This window comes from Mucilaginibacter sp. A5337 (assembly GCF_059690695.1).
In genome coordinates, this window is the sequence record NZ_JCAWEC010000002.1 from 774774 (window position 1) to 793371 (window position 18598).

Genomic DNA, 18598 nt, shown 5'->3' on the forward strand with positions numbered 1-18598 from the left:
AATTAAGAATAATTGATCCAAGTTGTTCAGGCCGCTAAATAATTGATCAGCAATGCGCCGGCAATAATCAAAAGTCCGAAGAACTCCCTTGTTTTTTCAATATATGGTTTTTCGGCCTGCATAGTTTCCACCAGGCTTGGCCTGTTGTACTTCGTGATCCAGTCATGTACACCATCTTTGGAAAAATAAATAGTGGTAGCATGAATTAGGTAGATTGCAATTAGGTACAAATATACCCGCGGGTATACCAGATGGAATACTACCAGTCCGCAGCAAATTGCCGCGCTAAGGTATATTGGCACCCAAAGCCAGGGGTCGATATCATTCAGGTTAAGATAAGCGAAGACCAAAAAAGAAAGGCAAAAAATAACGTTTATTATAATAATCATAATGGGCAACTGGGGCTGACAAATTAATAAATGTATCGCAATGTGGTGCGCATAACGCAATATATATTTTCACCAATATGTCCTTTACATTCCGAACCCTTCAGTATATAATTGCTTATCGGGAGCTGATATGTCTACATTCCGAACAAAGCATTCGATCTACTGGGTGAACGAGGCGATCCTTGTACATTTGTCTTTTCTAAGGTCAACTATAATTACACCAGGGCCCTTTTAAAAGCCTGGCCCAAAGAAGCCGGTATAAATAAGCATCTAACCTTCAATTGTCTCCGGCACACCTATGCTACTTTACAGCTTGATCACGGAACAGATATTTATAGCATATCAAAACTTTTAGGACACCGGCACCTTAAAACCACGCAACGGTATACCCGTGTTATAGACAAGGCAAGAAAGGAAGCAGCGAACCGGATAATTCTCGACTTTTGATCTGCGCACACCCCGTCATATCACCGCTTAAACAACCGGAGCTGTTAGCATGAAAACTGTCAAAGCCCGGCGATAGCCGGTTTATATAGCCTTGACTGTTTTCATGCGTAGCTAACTTTGTGACTGTGGTGCTGTGACTAACCGACAGTTCGTGCGCGGGAAAGGCAGATGTGTATGAGGAACGAATACATTCCTGCATAAGCGGCGGCGAGGCTGGCAGCGTAATGGAACCTGGAGCGAAGCGCGTGGTGTAATGCAGCCGCCTGCCGCAGCCGCATGGCCATCCGCTCCTGTCAAAAAAGAAAATCGGTCAAAGTGTACTCAGCGGGCTTGAGCCTGGGGTATACTCAAGGAGCGTTGCGGCTTCTTTCGTCTTACCATTCTGCCTGATTTCAGCGCTTCAGGATAGCCCAGTGAAAAATGATTGAACAGACTCAAAATTAGCAAGCGGCGCTCCTCCCACCTTCATATTACCCGTACTGAATCAAGTAATTTTTCCTGCAAAATACCTTCGCGAAAACATTTTGTAGTTTTTTATGATTTACTTCCCACTTTCCATTGCCAATTCCTTATCTCAGGCATATCTTCCCCATGAGCGCAGATAAATTGTTTATGCTCAACTAACTTATCCATTAATTTCTGTTTTAAATATGTGCCCCTACTGCCAAGTGTAGCCACGCGATCTATAACATCGATAGTTAGATGAAACCTGTCCATTTCATTTAAAACAGTCATATCAAATGAGGTGGTAATTGTACCTTCTTCCTTGTATCCCCTTACGTGAATATTATTATTGGTGCGGTTATAGGTAAGCCGGTGAATAAGCCATGGATATCCATGAAAAGCAAAAATCACAGGCTTATTGGCAGTAAATAGCGCGTCAAAATCATGATCATTCAAGCCATGAGGATGCCCGGATTGCCTTTCGAGCTTCAAAAGGTCAACTACATTTACAACCCTTATTTTTAAATCCGGCAGGTGTTCCCTTAGAATGGATACCGCAGCAAGGGTTTCCAGTGTAGGGATATCTCCGCAACACGCCATTACTACATCCGGATCACAGTCCTGATCATTACTCGCCCAGTCCCAAATCCCTATTCCTCTTGTACAATGATCTACAGCATCTTTCATATTCAACCATTGTGGGGAAGGATGTTTTCCAGCCACCATAACATTTACATAATGACTGCTCCGCAGGCAATGATCCATTACAGATAAGAGGCAATTAGAATCGGGCGGTAAATAAACTCTCACAATCTCTGATTTTTTGTTGATCACATGATCTATAAAACCCGGGTCCTGGTGGGTAAAACCGTTATGATCCTGCCGCCAAACGGTAGATGTTAGCAGTATATTTAATGAAGCTATCTTTCTTCGCCATGGGATCTCGCTGGTCATTTTGAGCCATTTGGCATGCTGATTAAACATCGAATCTACAATATGAATAAACGCTTCATAGCAGTTGAACAGGCCATGCCTGCCGGTAAGCAGGTATCCTTCCAGCCAGCCTTCGCATTGATGTTCACTCAACATTTCCATTACCCTTCCGGTTGCAGCCAAGTATTCATCATTTGAATCAACATCGGCATTCCATTGCCTGTTGGTTACTTCAAAAACAGCTTCCAGTTTATTCGAAACCGTTTCATCCGGACCAAAAACGCGAAAATTTTGGGGATTAAGGGATATAACGTCCCGTAAAAAACGTCCGGATACGTGTACATCACCCTCCCCCGCAACACCAGGGGCAGGTACATTTACGGTGTATTGCTGGAAATCCGGAAGGCGGAGTTCTTTCAATAATAGCCCGCCGTTAGCATGAGAATTCGCCCCCATCCGGCGGTTCCCTTTCGGTGCTATCTCCGCTATCTCTTTTTTCAAGCTGCCGTCGATATCAAATAATTCTTCAGGCCGATAGCTTTTCATCCAGCTCTCAAGCATTTGCAAATGGCTTTCGGAAGCTGGTGACACTGTAAGCGGGATTTGATGAGAGCGGAACGTACCCTCTATTTGTTTTCCGTCAACAACTTTAGGTCCTGTCCAGCCTTTGGGTGACCGCAGAATAACCATCGGCCATTTTGGCCTCTCCATTCCAGGGTGTTCGGCGGCATTATATTTAATTTGCTTAAGGTAATGAATCGATTGCTCCAAGGCTGCCGCCATAGCCTGGTGCATAAATTCAGGATCTGATCCTTCAACAAATATCGGGCTATAACCATAACCATAAAATAGCTGTTCCAGCTCATCGTGAGGTAAACGGGCTAATACGGTTGGGTTAGATATTTTATAGCCGTTGAGATGCAAAATGGGCAATACGGCACCATCGGTAAGCGGATTTAGAAATTTGTTAGAGTGCCAGGCAGTTGCAAGCGGCCCGGTTTCGGCCTCACCGTCGCCAACGACGCACGCAACTATCAAGTCTGGGTTATCAAGCACCGCGCCAAACGCGTGACTTAGCGAATAACCCAGCTCTCCTCCTTCGTGCATTGATCCCGGTGTTTGGGGCGAGGCGTGGCTGGAGATACCACCGGGAAATGAAAACTGTTTGAATAGTTTTCTCATCCCAGCCTTATCCTGGCTAACTTCGGGATATATTTCACTATAAGTACCCTCAAGGTAGGTGCCTGCAACTACAGCAGGCCCCCCGTGCCCGGGACCGGAAATATAAAGCATGTTTAGGTCGTACCTGTTAATAAGCCTGTTGAGGTGTGTGTATATAAAGTTTTGACCGGGTGTGGTTCCCCAGTGCCCCAATTGCATCTTTTTTATATGCTCTATCTTTAAAGGCTCATCCAGCAGCGGATTATCGCACAAGTAAAGCTGGCCAACAGATAAATAATTTGCCGCACGCCAATATGCATCCAATTTTGTTAAACAATCATCGGTTAACGGTGCATTCTCGTTTTGGGTAATATCCGTTATCATTTTCATTTCTTAACTTTTAAAAATTTAAATGTTCATTAATTCACTAATCGTCTCAGCCATCATTAGCTCTTCATCGGTTGGCATTACATAAACTTTAACCCCCGCTTCAGCTACTGATATGACATTTTCGTTTTTTTGGTTTGCTTCGTAATCAAGCTCGATTCCTAAAAATTCAAGCCCCGTGCATACCTTTTTTCGTATCACTGCTGCATTTTCCCCTATTCCACCTGTGAAAACCAAGGTATCAATGCCACCTAAAGCGGCAGTGAAGGCTCCAACAGATTTCTTAACATAATAGCAGAACAGATCTACCGCTTCTACTGCAAAATAATCCGTTGCGTCCCGCGAAAGCAGGTCATGCATATCGCTGCTGCTTCCGGAGACACCCAAAAGTCCCGACTCATGGTTGGTCATGTGGATAAATTGATCGGCAGTAAGCCGTTCATGCTTCATAATGTGCCAGGCCACGCCAGGGTCAATATCTCCCGACCGGGTGCTCATTGGCAACCCCGAAGCTGGGGTAAAACCCATGGTGGTATCCACGCTTTTGCCGTCCTTCACCGCCGCCAGGCTCGAACCATTACCTAAGTGCGCAATGATAATTTTGGCTTCCCCGTTGCCCTCTGCCTTTAACTTTTGCATGATATATTGATACGAGAGGCCGTGGAAACCGTAACGCCTTATTCCAGATTGTGTAAAGCGCCTTGGCAATGGCAGTAATTTGGCTACGGCTGGCATATCCTGATGGAAATATGAATCGAAACAAACGTATTGAGGCAATTGCGGATAACGATACCTGAAAGCTTCGATCAGCTTAATTTCGTTTGGCAGATGCTCCGGATCATCACCGGCCTCCCGTTTTAAAGAGGATAACATGCGGTCATCAACAATAGCGGGTGAGCAATCCTCCATGCCATGTACCATCCTGTGCACTATAACTTTAACCTGGGTGAATGACGGTTGGCATTCCAACCAGTCAACAATGAATTTTATCGCCGATACATAATCACTAACATCATTAGGGAGTGGTTCAATTTCGGAGAACTGATTTCTTGTAAGTTCAAATGACATTCCGGGTAAGCCAATGCGGACTATCCGTCCGTCTCCTATTTTCTGAACATTATCACTTAGGCGGAATAAAGAGAATTTGATACTTGATGAACCTGCATTAATTGCAAGTAATGCTGCCGGGGTTGGAACTTCTGGGTTCATTTTCAGACATTTAAATACTGTAACAAATACTAAACGCCCAATATTCGTTAAATGAAACCGGGCTACTGATTATTGAAAGAAAACTAATGACAATGTCACCTATGGCCGGATATACGCCGGCTTATTTCCTTTATCTTTATTGAAATAAGGATCCTGAATATTCCGGCCCCTAAAAAAGCCAGCCCGGTCCAAATGATCAGATTTGCTATTCCAAAAGCAGGATAGGCCAGTATCCCTACCGAGAAAAAAACAATAACAAGGCTGTTAAATAAGATCCAGCCCCAACTTGAAATACCGTAGGCACGCATGTCGATAGCGCTTCCAATCCCCATTATACCCCTAACCAGCAGCCAAAAGCCAATAATGATCGGAAGCAGCATCATGGTTATCGAAGGATAGCTAAACAGGTAGCTCCCGATAGCGATATCAACAAGTCCGCTTGCCAAAAGCCATCCCCAGCGCTCGATGTGCCTGATGCTCATCAGGGATACAGCAGCTTCAAAAAAACCAGTCACTATTATACCTATCGCAAACGTAAGGCTGAGCGATAGGTAGGACTGCAGCGGCGATAAAATGACCCATATGCCAAGTACAGAAAGTAAAATCCCTGACAATAGCATCAACACCCAATATCTTGAGGGCACTCTGGCACTTTTATAAACCACTACTTCCATCGCTTGATTTTTTTCGCTTTAGATCAAAGAAAAAGTTGCACCGGTGCAACCAGGCACAGGTGCAACGTGGTTTGATCAGTCAATATTGATTTTCTTTTTCTCCGTTGTGTCCTGCTTTGTTTTGCGGATATCAATAGTCAGTAATCCGTGATTGTAGTTTGCTTTGATATGCTCGTTGTCCACATTGTCCGGCAAGCGAAAAGTGCGGGTAAACGAAGTATTAGAAAACTCCTTACGGGTATAATTTTTCTTTTCTTCGTTATGCTCCTCGCTGGTTTCCGCACTTATATTTAACAAGCCATTTTCGGTACTGATATTAAAATCATCTTTTTTAAAACCCGGAGCGGCAACTTCAAGCTCATAATTATCCTTAGTATCACGAATGTTTACCGCGGGCAATAATTCCTGATTAAATAAAGGGAACGTGAAAAAACTGTCGTTGTTCCAAAAATCTTCCATCATTGAACGTAATGAAGGCGCGTTGTTTGATTTTACTAATGTTGACATAGCGGTATGTATTAAGTTTATAGTCCAAAATTGGGAACAAACCATTTAACGTAACATGACGGCCGTCACAATAAGGTATGACATTCAACATCAAAGTGTTGCAGTGGCTGAATAATCGATGTCCGATATCAGTATTCCTGATGATCACGATCATTTGCAGCGGGGCTTATTATGCAAAAATTTGTATAAACAATTTCAATAACATTAAACCAATTTGTCATCATGAAAACTATCCTTGCACTTACCGATTTTTCTGATAATTCAGTAAACGCGGCTAACTCAGCTGTGTTGCTTGCGGGTAAATTACATGCCAACATGCTGTTGTATCATAATTATGAAACGATAGCTGTAGCTTCTACTTTCTCAGGCGGCCCTTACGTAGATGAAGAGTTTTTTTTAGCTACCACTGAAACAAAGAAAAAGCTTGACCACCAGCTAAACACCCTTCAATACATTGCCGATGACATTGATAAAAGCTATCGTAAACCAACACTCAAAGGTTTGAGTGGTGACGGAAACCTGGAAGACAACCTCAAACAGGTAATTGATGAAAACCAAATCGAATTTATAACTATGGGCGCACCATCAGGTACATCAATCGACCATTTGTTTTTTGGCAGTGAAACGAATAAAATAATAAGGCATGCTCAAAAACCCGTACTTGTTATACCTGCCAATGGTGCTTTAGCAGATATTAAAAATGTAGTATTCGCCACAACTTTTGATGAACCCGACATCCAGGCCCTGCACTATTTAATAAACCTTGGCAAAACCTTTCATTTTAGCATCGAAGTGGTACACGTAAATCAACCGGTTAAGGACAAGCAGCAACAGATTGAAAAGGAAGCGGCATTCCAAAAGCACATAGCCAGATTTGGGTATGATAAAATCTCGTTCAGAAACCTTGGAGGTCATGATGTTGCAGACAGGCTGCACCGTCATTGTGCTGAGGTAAAACCGGATATTCTTGCTGTAGTTCATCATCAGCATTCGTTCTTCAGACGCTATTTTGAGCACAGCACAACTAAAGATGCTCTTGAAGATTTAAAACTACCATTATTCATTTTTCCTGCAACTGTATAACGCGTACCGGCATTATTAATGATCTGTTATTTACTAATAAGGGCTTATAACATTAGAACACTTAACTGGCTTTCCAATGCTGTAAGCCTTTATTACAAGCAGATATCAGAAAAAACAATTTTCGGCAATGGGCGACTGACTGTGTGGTGAGAGAGTTAATTAAAAAAATAGCACCAGGCTCAACTTGGCTTTCAATATTGATGGTATTCTGTACTAATTCGAGATAACGCTCAACAATATTGCGGTTTAAGCCGGTAAATCGTCCCTGTTGATCCCGTTAAATATCAGCAGATAATTTAAATGTGCTCGAGCAGCCATTTCATTGGCTTTATGGGGTTAGCGGGTTTTAAACCGAAAGCTTTGATGCTCTTCTCTGCTATCAGGCTAACTGCTTCTTGTATATCATCGGTAATCAGGTATAATTTCGTGTCGTTGGGCCCAATGGTTCCATTCGCCTTCATCAGGTTGATATGTTCCACAAGCTCCCTGTGATAAGCTTTGCCGAAAATAATAACGGGAAAGTTTTCTATTTTATGGGTTTGAATCAGGGTAAGCGCTTCAAAGTACTCGTCCATGGTACCGTAACCGCCCGGCATTACTACAAAGGCAAAAGAATATTTGACCAGCAATACTTTCCTGATAAAAAAATGCTTCATATAAACCCACTTATCGAGGTAACGATTGGGTTTCTGCTCCACTGGTAGCTGAATATTACAAGCTACCGATTTACCGCCAACATCCTTAGCGCCACGATTGGCCGCTTCCATAAGTCCCGGCCCCCCTCCGGTCATTATAGTAAACCCAAGTTTAGCAAATTCGGCCGCGGCTTTTCTGGTAAGTTCATAATAAGGGTGGTCTTCATTAAACCTGGCAGAACCGAAAACGGTAATACAAGGGCCGATAAAATGCAAAGCACGGAAACCCTTTATAAATTCCCACATGGTTTCTAAAGTAAAACGCAACTCCTTGAACCTGGAGTGGGGGCCTTCCAGGAATACGATCTCTGATTTATTTATACCGTTAGCCATAACAGGTTGTTTTAATCAAATCTGTTGATTAAAACAGAATTTTGAAATGATCTTAGTCAATAACTTATTTGACAGATATCATATCAGAGCGGTTTTTTGCACCGAAAACTGAGGTGACATAAAATCATTTAAAGCTTCAAGATAATGGCAGCCGGCTTGATTTGAGCTTTTCATTTTTGTGGCTGTTTCATTCAAAATTTGCTGTATCCTTTGTTGCTCTTCAAAAACAATAGGGCTACCTGTACCATGGGCAAGCAATGATTGACTTATACAAATGGAGGTTAGTTTTCCTTTAATAGTATTTACCAATAAAAGGCTTCTACGAATTTCACACCACTCCATAAACTTGTCAATAAAGTATTCATTGATCTTTTGGGCGGCGCATACGTCCCCTTGTCTTTTTTGTAACGTTTTACTATTAATCAGCGATACCTCATCAATATTAACTAAATCAATATGAGGCAATTTTGCTGCTTCCGGGTCAACATTATAGGGCATGGACAAATCTATAACCAGTTTTTTACCCGGGCATTCAAGGTCTCCTTTTAAAACAATGGGATAAGGTGCCCCTGTAGCCACGATGATAATATCAGAAGATCTTATCAGGCTATTCAAATCGTCAATGGCTGCGTAATCAGTATTCATTTCACCTGCAATTTCGCTTGCCTTATCTACAGAACGGTTAACCACAGTAATACTAACCCTCCCCAGGTATTCGGTCAGATTCTTACATGTTAGCCGCGCCATTTTTCCGGCGCCCACGAGCAATATTTTACTATCAATATTAAAAAGGCTATGTTTTTTTATGAGTTGAGCGGTTGCGAAAGAAACGGATGTAGTTCCCTTACTCAAGCCGGTTTGATTTTTAACCTGCTTCGATGCCTGCAAAGCGGTGTTGTAAAGCTTCTCTAAAAAACTATCGATAAAGGCACGTTCTTTGGCAAATTTAACAGCTTGTTTTAACTGCCCTACAATTTCATAATCACCCAGTATCTGTGAGTCTAAACCTGCCGCAACATTAAATAAATGCCTAACTGCATTCACGTTCTCTTTCACATAACAATAAGCGGTAAATTCATTCTTTTTGCCAACGGCAACACCACATAATAAATCAATAAGCTTGTTTGCATTGTCTGTTAACCCATAAATTTCGGTACGGTTACATGTTGACAGAACAAATACCGAATTGATACCATAGCTATTTGCCCTTTTTAATAAAGCTTCATATTGCCCGCTGCTTATCGCAAATTTACCCCTGTTATCGGCGTCTGTTTTTTTGTAACTTATCCCAATGACATAAAAATTACGGATATCCGCCATGCTGTTAATTGTTTTCAAAATATTCGCTCAGTTAAAAGTGTACGGCAGGCAGGCCTTCAGGCAGCATTAGCAGGGGTATTTCAATATGATGTGAAAGCTTTTGAGTGTAACTAAAACCTAAAAGCTGTCCGAGGGGGCTTAGCCTCCGGTGTACCATAACCAGCATATCAATTACACCGTGTTCGCTAAGCCAGTCGAGCCCGTGCATTACATCTATACTTTTTATGTGCTTATAATAGATTTTGGGATAATTGGCTTTACAGGTAACCTCTTTTAAAAATTCATCAACTTTTCGTTTATCATCACCTTTTTCAAATTTGTCGTCGGTAATATGGGCTATTAACAACTCGGCGTTGAAATAGTAAGCCAGGCTGGCTACCGAATGAATCAGTTCGATATCTCCCCTACTCAAATCAGTAGCAAACGCTATTTTAAATATCGGACGAAAACGGGCCTCCGCCGGGATTAGCAGTACGGGGAATGTTGCTTTATTAATGATCTCCTGGGTATTACTCCCTAAAAAAAACCTGCTTACAGCCCCTTCTCCCGACATTCCCATTACTACCATTACACATTTTTGTTCTTCAACGGCGTTTCTTATCACATCCATTACTTCACCGGTAGCGCTATGGGTGCCGATAAATTCGCGACCAGAGGCAATTTTCTCAAAAGGGACTTCATGTCGTAAAGTTACCGACAAGTGCTTCAGTTCCTGGTCCGCATCTTCCTTCAAAGAGGCATAATCTTCCAGCGGCCAGGCAACCTGCGCCGCCATGGGGGCTTCCGATGGCACTTTAATAGCATGGCACAACGTTACCCCGGCCCTTATATTTTTTGCAAGGTTTAAAGCATAGCTTGCCGCATTGTGAGCAGGAGCTGAAAAATCGGTTGGTACTAAGATCGTTTTCATAACTTAACAACTATTAATAATATGATCATTTAGTTTTATTGTTAGGCTTAATATCATAAAGCATGTTTTCAAACGTGCTGTCCAAATTGTAAACGTCATTGTATTTAACAATCTGGCCGTTTACAATAGCCGCCGTAATGTAGGTGATCCTGATTGGGATGGGCTTTTTTAATGAGAAAACCTTAACTTCACGGTTCATCAAAGCGCGATGAACTGATTTTATATCATTTTTATCACCGCCTGTTATTAGTAATTGCTTTGCAAGCTCCTCCCCTCGCTCAATCTTTATACCTCCGTCACTTGCTGCCCTTCCCCCTTTGCCGAATAAACTTTTATCTGATACTCCCTGTAGTTCAATACCTGCTTTATTGCCTGGCATAAAGTATATATATGCCCCTTTTCCTTCGTTAGGTGCTGCGGCTTTGAATGAAAAATCTCCGGAATTAAATTTATCCCGGCTCTCGCTTTTTATAATCCGAGGTCCTGCCGAAGTTGCAAAATCTGTAAGCATGCTAACCATTAATGGAGTTGGTGTCGCACGTTTTCCCACAATAACTCTAAAGTTAATTGTCGTATCCGGCCGTACCAGTCTTAATGAATAAGTTGGAATGTTGATCTGGATATAAGTACTGTCATTAATCTCGGCCCATCGCAGCCTTTCCATATTGACGGCTATTTTCCTCACGTCGGCTTCAGGTGTTTCATAGCAATCGCCTTCATAAACCCCTTTTATCATGTGTAACTGATGCTGAAAAATCTTATAATCTTCATTAGCTGGCTGCACTTTTACTATCGCGTCCATAAAGGCAGGTTGGTTGAGCGCGTTAGCTAAAATATCGCTGCCATTGAAACCATTTACAGTTTCCCTATCAATTTTTGCAGGTGAATAATATGGGTTTAACTTGCCGAAATGCAGGTTATTCATGAAGGTAAGCATGGCATCTGTAAGCAGTATTTCAAACCTGGCTTTTTGGCTGTTACTTATTTTTTCGGGCTGTTCAAGTATTTTGTGAAGTAGTGGGTACAATAGGTCTTTAGGGTGATAATCCTCGTGCCTTAAACCAAACTGTAATACACAATCAACCAGCAGCATGGCGGCCCAGGTTTTATTCTGGTCTTTTTGCTCTAATGTCCAAACAGGTGCAAAATTACGCTTAAGATAAAAACGCTTTGTTGACAAAGGGAAATATAACACGCTATTTACCGCCCTGTCATTCAGTTGCCTGGTTATCTCCGCTTTTACCGAAGTATCGGTTTTTAAAATTGCTAAGCCCCTGGCCTGAACATTGGCAGCAGTAAGAACGCATGAGATAAAAAGAAAAATTACAACTCTGTTAATAACCGCGTTATTCATCTCACCTGTTTTCATAACATCTTTTTTTATAATGTAAAGTTGCAACGCACCAATTGTTAAATTAGTGACAGCCGTCACTTATCTGATTGATCCTCAACACCCGGATAAACCATAACCAACTGAAATTCAATAAGGAAAGATTATAACCGGAATAGTTACCTGAACAGGCACAGAACTACCTTTGCTTTCTGCAGCCAATTCTTCGCAATGAAAACGATGATGAACAACGGCCAGCAGATCGGCATTCATAGTGTGTGCCATAACGTCAACTGCCCGGGTAACATCACGTTCTTTCGTATTATTAAAATGCAATTGTTCGTAATTAATCCTTGTACTTATTTCATCATTGAATAGGCTGAGCGCATAGTTTTGTTCAATATGGGGCAATCCTTTTGCCGACAGATGTGTGAGCAACAAATTGGCTTTATATGGCCGGGCCAGCGCCGCAAGGTAATGCAGCACACTTAACCGGCAATACCTTAAGTCAGCGATATAAATAACTTGTTTAAAACCCTGCCTGTCATATTTTTCAGGGATTAGCATCAACGGGCATGTGATCCTATTTAAAACCGACTGAATTTTTATTTCCGCGTCAAAAGGTTCAGGTTTCGTCCCCCCTTTTATTACCAGCCAGATATTATTTTTATTGATGTAAGAGATTAATTGAGCTTCAGTATCAAGCAATGCGTCAAATTCATCAATTGGGGGCACAAAAGCACCTGTTGCTACCAATTTGAGTTGAGCCGAAAGATCTTGCGTTGGTTCAGTAATATCATATTCGGGTATATTTTGGCCGGCCAACTGGAGTTTTCTGGATGCCGCAGGCCGTTTTAATGGATAAACATGTGCCAACACCAAACTTGCTTCTGCCTGCTGAGCCATGCTAAGGGCAAAATGAGCCGCATGTTTTGCTGATGCGGAACCATCGTCAATTACAAGGATCGTTTTCATAATAATGCATTTTAGGTTAATAACCGGGTAACATCAGCAAAATAAGCTATCTGCAAAACCTCATTCACTGATGACTATCAATCATTTATATGATTTTCATCATGCTTTTCCTGCCGCGGGTATCGCATTTTTACCTTAAAAATTACCGGATCATGAAAACTGTTATAGCACTCACCGATTTCTCCCCCAATGCAACACACGCGGCACATTTTGCATTAAAACTTGCAATGAGCCTAAAAGCCAATTTACTATTGTGCAACGCTTATCTGTTGCCTTCAGAAATTCCAAGTCCTTACACCGTTGGCTGGCCGGTTGAAGAATATGATATGTTAAGCGAAGAAAGCACCAACATGCTAAACCTTTTGAAAAGCCAATTGGAAACCTGGCGGGAGACTCTTAATACAGACAATGGGTTTAGCCCTCAAATATCTGTTAATAGTTCTTTTGGCAATTTGTGCAGCGTAATAAAATTCCTTTCATCAACCAATGATGTTGCTATGGTTGTGGCAGGCACGCATGATAAAGACCGATTAAATACCTTTTTGCAGGGTAACAACATGAAAAGCATGGTGAATAATCTGGACCTTCCCCTGTTGCTTGTTCCTCCCGCCGCGGGGTTTGACGATATCAGGCGGATAGCGTTCGCGACCGATCTGACATCAACTAAAGACGATATTGAGGCTATTGAATCATTAAACAAACTAATAGAACCGCTTAATGCCGAAATACTATTAACAACAGTTGACGAGCACGATAATTACTTCGCTCTCAATGAACGATTTATGCAGGAAATATTGAACACCATGGCATTAAAAAACAAAAACGATTTATTGAGCACCAAAATTCTGAGATCTAAAGAAATTGAAAATGAGCTTGCAACACTTTGCGTAGAAGAGCATGTGGGTATGTTGGCTATGGTGCATCATCATTTGGGTTTTATAAAACGTTTATTTAAGGGCAGCCACACGCTTGAAATGACTAAAAATGTAAATGTGCCCATATTAATATTCAATGCCCGGGTAAATTAACTATATCATCGGGTAAGCTGGCAGCATACTTTTAAACGCTGCCAGCCCAATAATTTAGTTGTTTCTGCTTAAAACTACGGGGTATGCAAATATCTACTTAGCAATTCGTTTATAAAACCATTGCTTCGCAAGTTCCGCTGATAAGATGTACGCTATTACTGTGCCCATCATCAACACATAATACTTCCATGATAGTGTTATAAAACCAAACATTGCTGCAAAGGGTGAAAATGGAATAGCCAATACCAGGAACATTATGCCGGTAGTTACCAATGATAAATATTTACCCGGCAGGCTTTTCATAAATGACAAACGTGTACGCACTACCAATACAATCAAAATAGCTGAAATCACCGATTCGGTGAACCAACCGGTTTGAAAAACCTTTTCATTGGCGTGCAGCACAAAAATGAGCACCGCAAAAGTGAGGTAATCAAAAACCGAACTCAGTAAACCAAAAACAATCATGAAACGCTGAATAAAGCGTAGGTCCCAGCGTTGAGGTGTTTTAACATTAATATCGTCCACCTTGTCCGAAGAAATAGTCATTTCAGGAAAATCGGTTAACAGATTAGTGAGCAATATTTGTTTTGGCAACAATGGCAAAAATGGTAAAAACAACGATGCACCGGCCATACTGAACATATTGCCAAAATTGGCACTGGTAGCCATAAAAATATACTTCATGGTATTGGTGAATGTTTTACGGCCTTCCGTAACACCATTGATTAATACATTGAGGTCCTGGTTCAACAGTACTATGTCGGCCGCCTCCTTAGCTACGTCAACAGCAGAATTTACAGAAATACCTACGTCAGCAGTATGCAGCGCGGGGGCGTCATTTATTCCGTCGCCCATAAAACCAACAACATTCCCTGCTTTTTTTAGTATGCTTATAATCCGCTCTTTTTGGCTTGGTTCAACCTCCGCAAAAATATCGGTAAGTGGTGCGCTATGCCGGAGTGCGGAATTACTCATATTGCGCATTTGCTGACCTGTAAGTATCCGAACTGATTGAAAGCCGATTTGCTGCGCGAGATTAAGGGCCACCGGCGCATTATCACCCGTAATTATTTTTAGCTTTATACCAAGGTTTTGCAACTTTTCAATTGTTTGAAGCATGCCCACCCGGGGTGGGTCAAACAGCGTTACAAATCCAAGGAATACCATATTATTTTCATTATCCCTCGTAAAAACCTGGTCATCGGCCACTTCTTTATAGGCAACCCCCAGCGTTCGAAGCCCCAAATCGCTTAATTTGTGATAAAGATCTAACATCGCCTGTTTACGATCTCCTATATCTTCAATAACACCTTCGGACACTTCAACCCGGTTACAGATATCAAGAATTACACTTAACGCACCCTTGGTGATAGCCAGGTTAGCAGCCTGGCTTTTCAATTGTACGGTGAGCCGCTTACGGATAAAATCATATGGAATTTCAGTAATTACAGAAAAGGGTTCTAAGTCTTTTTGTCCGGTACCGGCTGAGCAAATAGCAACATCTATGTGGTTTACAAAACCCTGCTGGGATCTGGCATTAAGCCAGGCATAGGTAAACACTTTATCGTTATGATCGCCCTTAAAATCAAGTGTATCTTTTAAATTAACTTTTCCCTCGGTAATAGTGCCGGTTTTATCAGAGCATAATATATTCATGCTGCCAAAATTTTCTATAGCGCTAAGGCGCTTTACGATTACCTCTTGTTTGGCCATCATTCGGGCGCCTGATGAAAGATTAACGGTAATAATTGCAGGTAGAAGCTGCGGGGTAAGTCCAACAGCCAAAGCAAGCGAAAATAAAAAGGAATCAAGCACCGGTTTATGCAGTAATACGTTTATCGCAAAGATCACCAACACCAATAAAAGAGTAATCTCCATTAGCATATAACCAAATTTTCTTATCCCTCTTTCAAAATCGGTTTCTGGCGCTTTCAATAACAAATCATTTGATATTTTCCCAAATTCTGTATTTCGCCCTGTTTGTACTATTAGCGCTTTTCCGATGCCGCTCACTACACTCGAGCCCATGAAAAGACAATTGTTGCGCCTGGCTAAAGGTGTGTTAGCGCGTTCAATACCAGGATTTTTTTCAACCGGATAGGTTTCGCCGGTAAATGCTGCTTCATCAACAAACAGGGCATCTGATTCAATGATCAGGCAATCTGCAGGCACAATATCCCCGGCCGACAGACAGATAACATCCCCCGGAACTACACCAGTTACTTCAAGCTCTGTTTTTTTGCCATCACGCAGTACGGTGCAATGTAATTGAACCATTTTCAACAATTCATTAACAGCGCCGGCAGCCCCCCTCTCCTGCCAAAACCCCAAAATACTGCTAACAAGCACTATACCCATGATAATTAAAGTATCGGCCATGTCACCTAAACCGGCAGACAGTAATGCTGCGGCTATAAGTAATAATGTTACAGGGCTTTTAAATTGAGAGAGTAACAATACCAGATTGTTGAATTTGCTTGCTTTTTTTAATGTATTGGCACCGTGTTGTTTAAGCCTTTCAATAGCTTGCGATGAACTAAGCCCTGTAACTGTAGTGTCAAGCAAGTGCAATGCGTCATCTTGCGTAAGCTGCCAGAAGGTATTTAATTGATTGTTTTTATGTTCCATTGGTTTTGGCCGAAGAGATTTTGGAAATACCTGTCAAATTAAGCCCATATCGCCGGATATTATGTTGACCCGCATCAACACAACAAATGATCTGCGTCATTATTTGATCAACTCGTATACAAATTGTATTCGTGCTAAGCTATTACGATAACCTGAAGCAAAATTGTAGTTGATCCCTGTGTATAAAAAACGTGACAAAACAGCGACAGGCTTAAAAAGAAACGGCAAATTTATGCCAGCCGGGCTCGTACTCATACTGAATAGTATAGCCATATAACTGGCAGATATTTTTAACCAATGTTAAGCCTAATCCGGTACCCTGTGAGTCCTTCCCTTTTTGAAAACGTTCAAAAATTTGCAGCCCGCTTAATGTATTTGCTGTCCCGGTATTTCTTATAGATAGCTGATCGGAATTAAGATCAATTATTATAGATCCACCCGGCACGTTGTGCCGGATGGCATTGCTTAAAAGGTTATTCAACAAAATATCAACCAGGTATTTACTGGCTACTATCTGCTTGTGGTGCAGGGTATACCGGATGGTAAGTTCTTTTTTTTCAATAAGCTCCTGAAACTGGAGTATTTTAGTTTCAATTATCATTTCAAGTTTAATTGGTTCCTCTTCAGTAACCAGTTTATTTTCCAATTTGGCCAATAGCAATAACGACTGATTAAGCCGACTGGACTTATTTATCGAACTGTAAATGTCTGCTATTTGTCCCAACTGATCTGCACTTAATGTTTCATCCTGTATGAGGGTATCCAGTTTAGTAGTAACAACAGCCAGCGGGGTCATCATTTCATGTGATGCGTTTTCGGTGAATTGTTTCAGATTAAGATAATCGTGGGTTACCCTTAGAGACATCTCCCTTATAGCTTCATTAAGCTCTGTAAACTCGTCAACTTTACTTGGTTTGCCTTTAAATTGGTCAACGTCGGCGATATTAAACTTTTTGATTTCATTTAGGGTGAGTTGAAAGGGTTTCCAAAGACCATTTAACATGTATTTATTGATGACAAAAAGTACTGCAAGTAAACCAGCCAGCAATACAAGCGTAATGATAGAAATAAGCTCGATAAGATTTTTTTGCCCTGCCCGCGAAACAGTGATCACAACCTTGTAGTTACTGTCTTTTTGTTTTACCAGGTCTTCTACCGCCCTGCCTGCTTCGCTTCGTTGTTCTTTTGGATTAAAATACGTTGTATCAAAAAAGCGCTTTAGTAACAGTTGTCTATTAGTTTTAACAAACACAGCATGATCACGGTCAACGTCATATTGCTGTGGGTTACCATTATTGCTCCTGATATACTCTTCTGCCTCAGTTAGCTGTTGCTGAAGCGCCCGGTCAAGTTGCTGTGTGCCAATGTAATTTATGGCAAAGTAGTAAATAACTGCTCCTATCACTAAAACAGTCAGGGTGACGTAAACGCTCGTCCTGGTATAATGCTGCGCCAGCTTCATCAATCAGTAAATTTATAACCCATACCGTATATAGATGTCAAATAATCCTTCCCGCCAGCCTCCAGAATTTTCCGTCTGAGATTTTTTATATGCGTGTATATAAAATCAAAACTATCGTACATATCCATTTCATCTCCCCAAAGGTGTTCGGCAATGGCATTTTTGGAGATAACTTTTCCTTTATTGGCCATAAAATAAAGTAACATATCATACTCTTTCCTGGTCAGGACAATTGGAGTTTGATTAATTTCAACTGTGCGTCCCTGCATATCAACAGAAATTTCATTGAAAACCAATTTATTACTTGTATTGAAAGCTTTTCGGCGGTACACAGCCATCAACCGGGCTTTTAACTCCGCCAAATGAAAGGGTTTTGTAAGATAGTCGTCGGCGCCTATATTAAGCCCTTTTAATTTATCATCGAGCGAGTTTCGGGCCGAGATGATCAAAACAGCTTCGGTTTTTTGTTTGATGCTCAGGTATTCAAGCACGCCAAACCCTTCTCCATCGGGCAAGCCAATATCGAGCAAAACACAGTCATAGTCATAGTCAGAAAGTTTTTGCAGTGACGTAGTTAATGTGCTACAGCTTTCACAGATATTGCCATCTACATTCAAATAACTTGTGATGTTTTCGCGTAAACCTTGCTCGTCTTCTATTACCAGGATTTTCAAAGCTTT

16 protein-coding genes are annotated in these 18598 nt (G+C 41.5%); 3 read left to right on the forward strand and 13 right to left on the reverse strand.

The features are described from left to right. Window positions 1-26: 26 nt before the first annotated feature. Window positions 27-389: a transmembrane 220 family protein gene (locus AC59JO_RS08110; RefSeq protein WP_413667969.1), complete on the reverse strand. Its 363-nt coding sequence runs from the start codon at window positions 387-389 to the stop codon at window positions 27-29. Between the two features lie 162 nt (window positions 390-551). Between AC59JO_RS08110 and AC59JO_RS08115 the strand changes: the two genes are divergently transcribed. Then, window positions 552-836: a tyrosine-type recombinase/integrase gene (locus AC59JO_RS08115; RefSeq protein ID WP_497305039.1), complete on the forward strand. Its 285-nt coding sequence runs from the start codon at window positions 552-554 to the stop codon at window positions 834-836. Window positions 837-1370: 534 nt separating this feature from the next. Here the strand turns inward: AC59JO_RS08115 and AC59JO_RS08120 are convergent. The 4 genes from AC59JO_RS08120 to AC59JO_RS08135 form a co-directional block, all read right to left on the reverse strand. Then, the gene (locus tag AC59JO_RS08120; RefSeq protein WP_497304586.1) at window positions 1371-3764 is read right to left on the reverse strand and encodes a phosphoketolase family protein; all 2394 of its coding nucleotides are present in this window, start codon (window positions 3762-3764) and stop codon (window positions 1371-1373) included. 18 nt (window positions 3765-3782) lie between these two features. Then, a complete protein-coding gene (locus AC59JO_RS08125) occupies window positions 3783-4970 on the reverse strand; it encodes an acetate/propionate family kinase (protein WP_497304588.1) in 1188 nt (395 codons plus the stop codon). 95 nt (window positions 4971-5065) lie between these two features. Then, entirely contained in the window at window positions 5066-5644 is a 579-nt protein-coding gene (locus AC59JO_RS08130; RefSeq protein WP_497304590.1) for an HdeD family acid-resistance protein, read from the reverse strand. 75 nt (window positions 5645-5719) lie between these two features. Continuing rightward, on the reverse strand, window positions 5720-6151 hold the full coding sequence (locus AC59JO_RS08135; protein WP_413667963.1) for an Hsp20/alpha crystallin family protein: 432 nt from the start codon (window positions 6149-6151) through the stop codon (window positions 5720-5722). A gap of 222 nt (window positions 6152-6373) precedes the next feature. Here AC59JO_RS08135 and AC59JO_RS08140 point away from each other — a divergent pair, with 222 nt between their 5' ends. Continuing rightward, complete coding sequence (locus tag AC59JO_RS08140; protein ID WP_413667962.1) at window positions 6374-7234, forward strand: universal stress protein; 861 nt, start codon at window positions 6374-6376, stop codon at window positions 7232-7234. A 296-nt stretch (window positions 7235-7530) separates the two neighbouring features. On the opposite strand, the gene AC59JO_RS08145 is transcribed toward AC59JO_RS08140, so the two are convergent. From AC59JO_RS08145 to AC59JO_RS08165, 5 genes are all read right to left on the reverse strand, one after another. Beyond that, entirely contained in the window at window positions 7531-8262 is a 732-nt protein-coding gene (locus AC59JO_RS08145) for an LOG family protein (RefSeq protein ID WP_497304593.1), read from the reverse strand. A 78-nt stretch (window positions 8263-8340) separates the two neighbouring features. After that, window positions 8341-9600, reverse strand: a complete 1260-nt coding sequence (gene hemA / locus AC59JO_RS08150; protein WP_497304595.1) for a glutamyl-tRNA reductase — start codon at window positions 9598-9600, stop codon at window positions 8341-8343. A gap of 13 nt (window positions 9601-9613) precedes the next feature. Next, entirely contained in the window at window positions 9614-10492 is an 879-nt protein-coding gene (locus AC59JO_RS08155; RefSeq protein ID WP_497304597.1) for a universal stress protein, read from the reverse strand. 25 nt (window positions 10493-10517) lie between these two features. Next, window positions 10518-11861 (reverse strand): L,D-transpeptidase scaffold domain-containing protein, encoded by a 1344-nt coding sequence (locus AC59JO_RS08160; RefSeq protein WP_413667959.1) that lies wholly within the window; start codon window positions 11859-11861, stop codon window positions 10518-10520. A 111-nt stretch (window positions 11862-11972) separates the two neighbouring features. Further along, on the reverse strand, window positions 11973-12797 hold the full coding sequence (locus tag AC59JO_RS08165) for a universal stress protein (RefSeq protein WP_497304599.1): 825 nt from the start codon (window positions 12795-12797) through the stop codon (window positions 11973-11975). Between the two features lie 152 nt (window positions 12798-12949). Here AC59JO_RS08165 and AC59JO_RS08170 point away from each other — a divergent pair, with 152 nt between their 5' ends. Further along, window positions 12950-13825, forward strand: a complete 876-nt coding sequence (locus tag AC59JO_RS08170) for a universal stress protein (RefSeq protein ID WP_497304601.1) — start codon at window positions 12950-12952, stop codon at window positions 13823-13825. A gap of 93 nt (window positions 13826-13918) precedes the next feature. Here AC59JO_RS08170 and mgtA read toward each other — a convergent pair whose 3' ends face one another. The 3 genes from mgtA to AC59JO_RS08185 form a co-directional block, all read right to left on the reverse strand. Continuing rightward, window positions 13919-16456, reverse strand: a complete 2538-nt coding sequence (gene mgtA, locus AC59JO_RS08175) for a magnesium-translocating P-type ATPase (RefSeq protein WP_497304603.1) — start codon at window positions 16454-16456, stop codon at window positions 13919-13921. A 211-nt stretch (window positions 16457-16667) separates the two neighbouring features. Beyond that, window positions 16668-17918 (reverse strand): sensor histidine kinase, encoded by a 1251-nt coding sequence (locus AC59JO_RS08180; protein ID WP_497304605.1) that lies wholly within the window; start codon window positions 17916-17918, stop codon window positions 16668-16670. Further along, the gene (locus tag AC59JO_RS08185) at window positions 17918-18592 is read right to left on the reverse strand and encodes a response regulator transcription factor (protein ID WP_413667954.1); all 675 of its coding nucleotides are present in this window, start codon (window positions 18590-18592) and stop codon (window positions 17918-17920) included. The genes AC59JO_RS08180 and AC59JO_RS08185 overlap by 1 nt, the downstream gene beginning before the upstream one ends. Window positions 18593-18598: the final 6 nt, after the last annotated feature.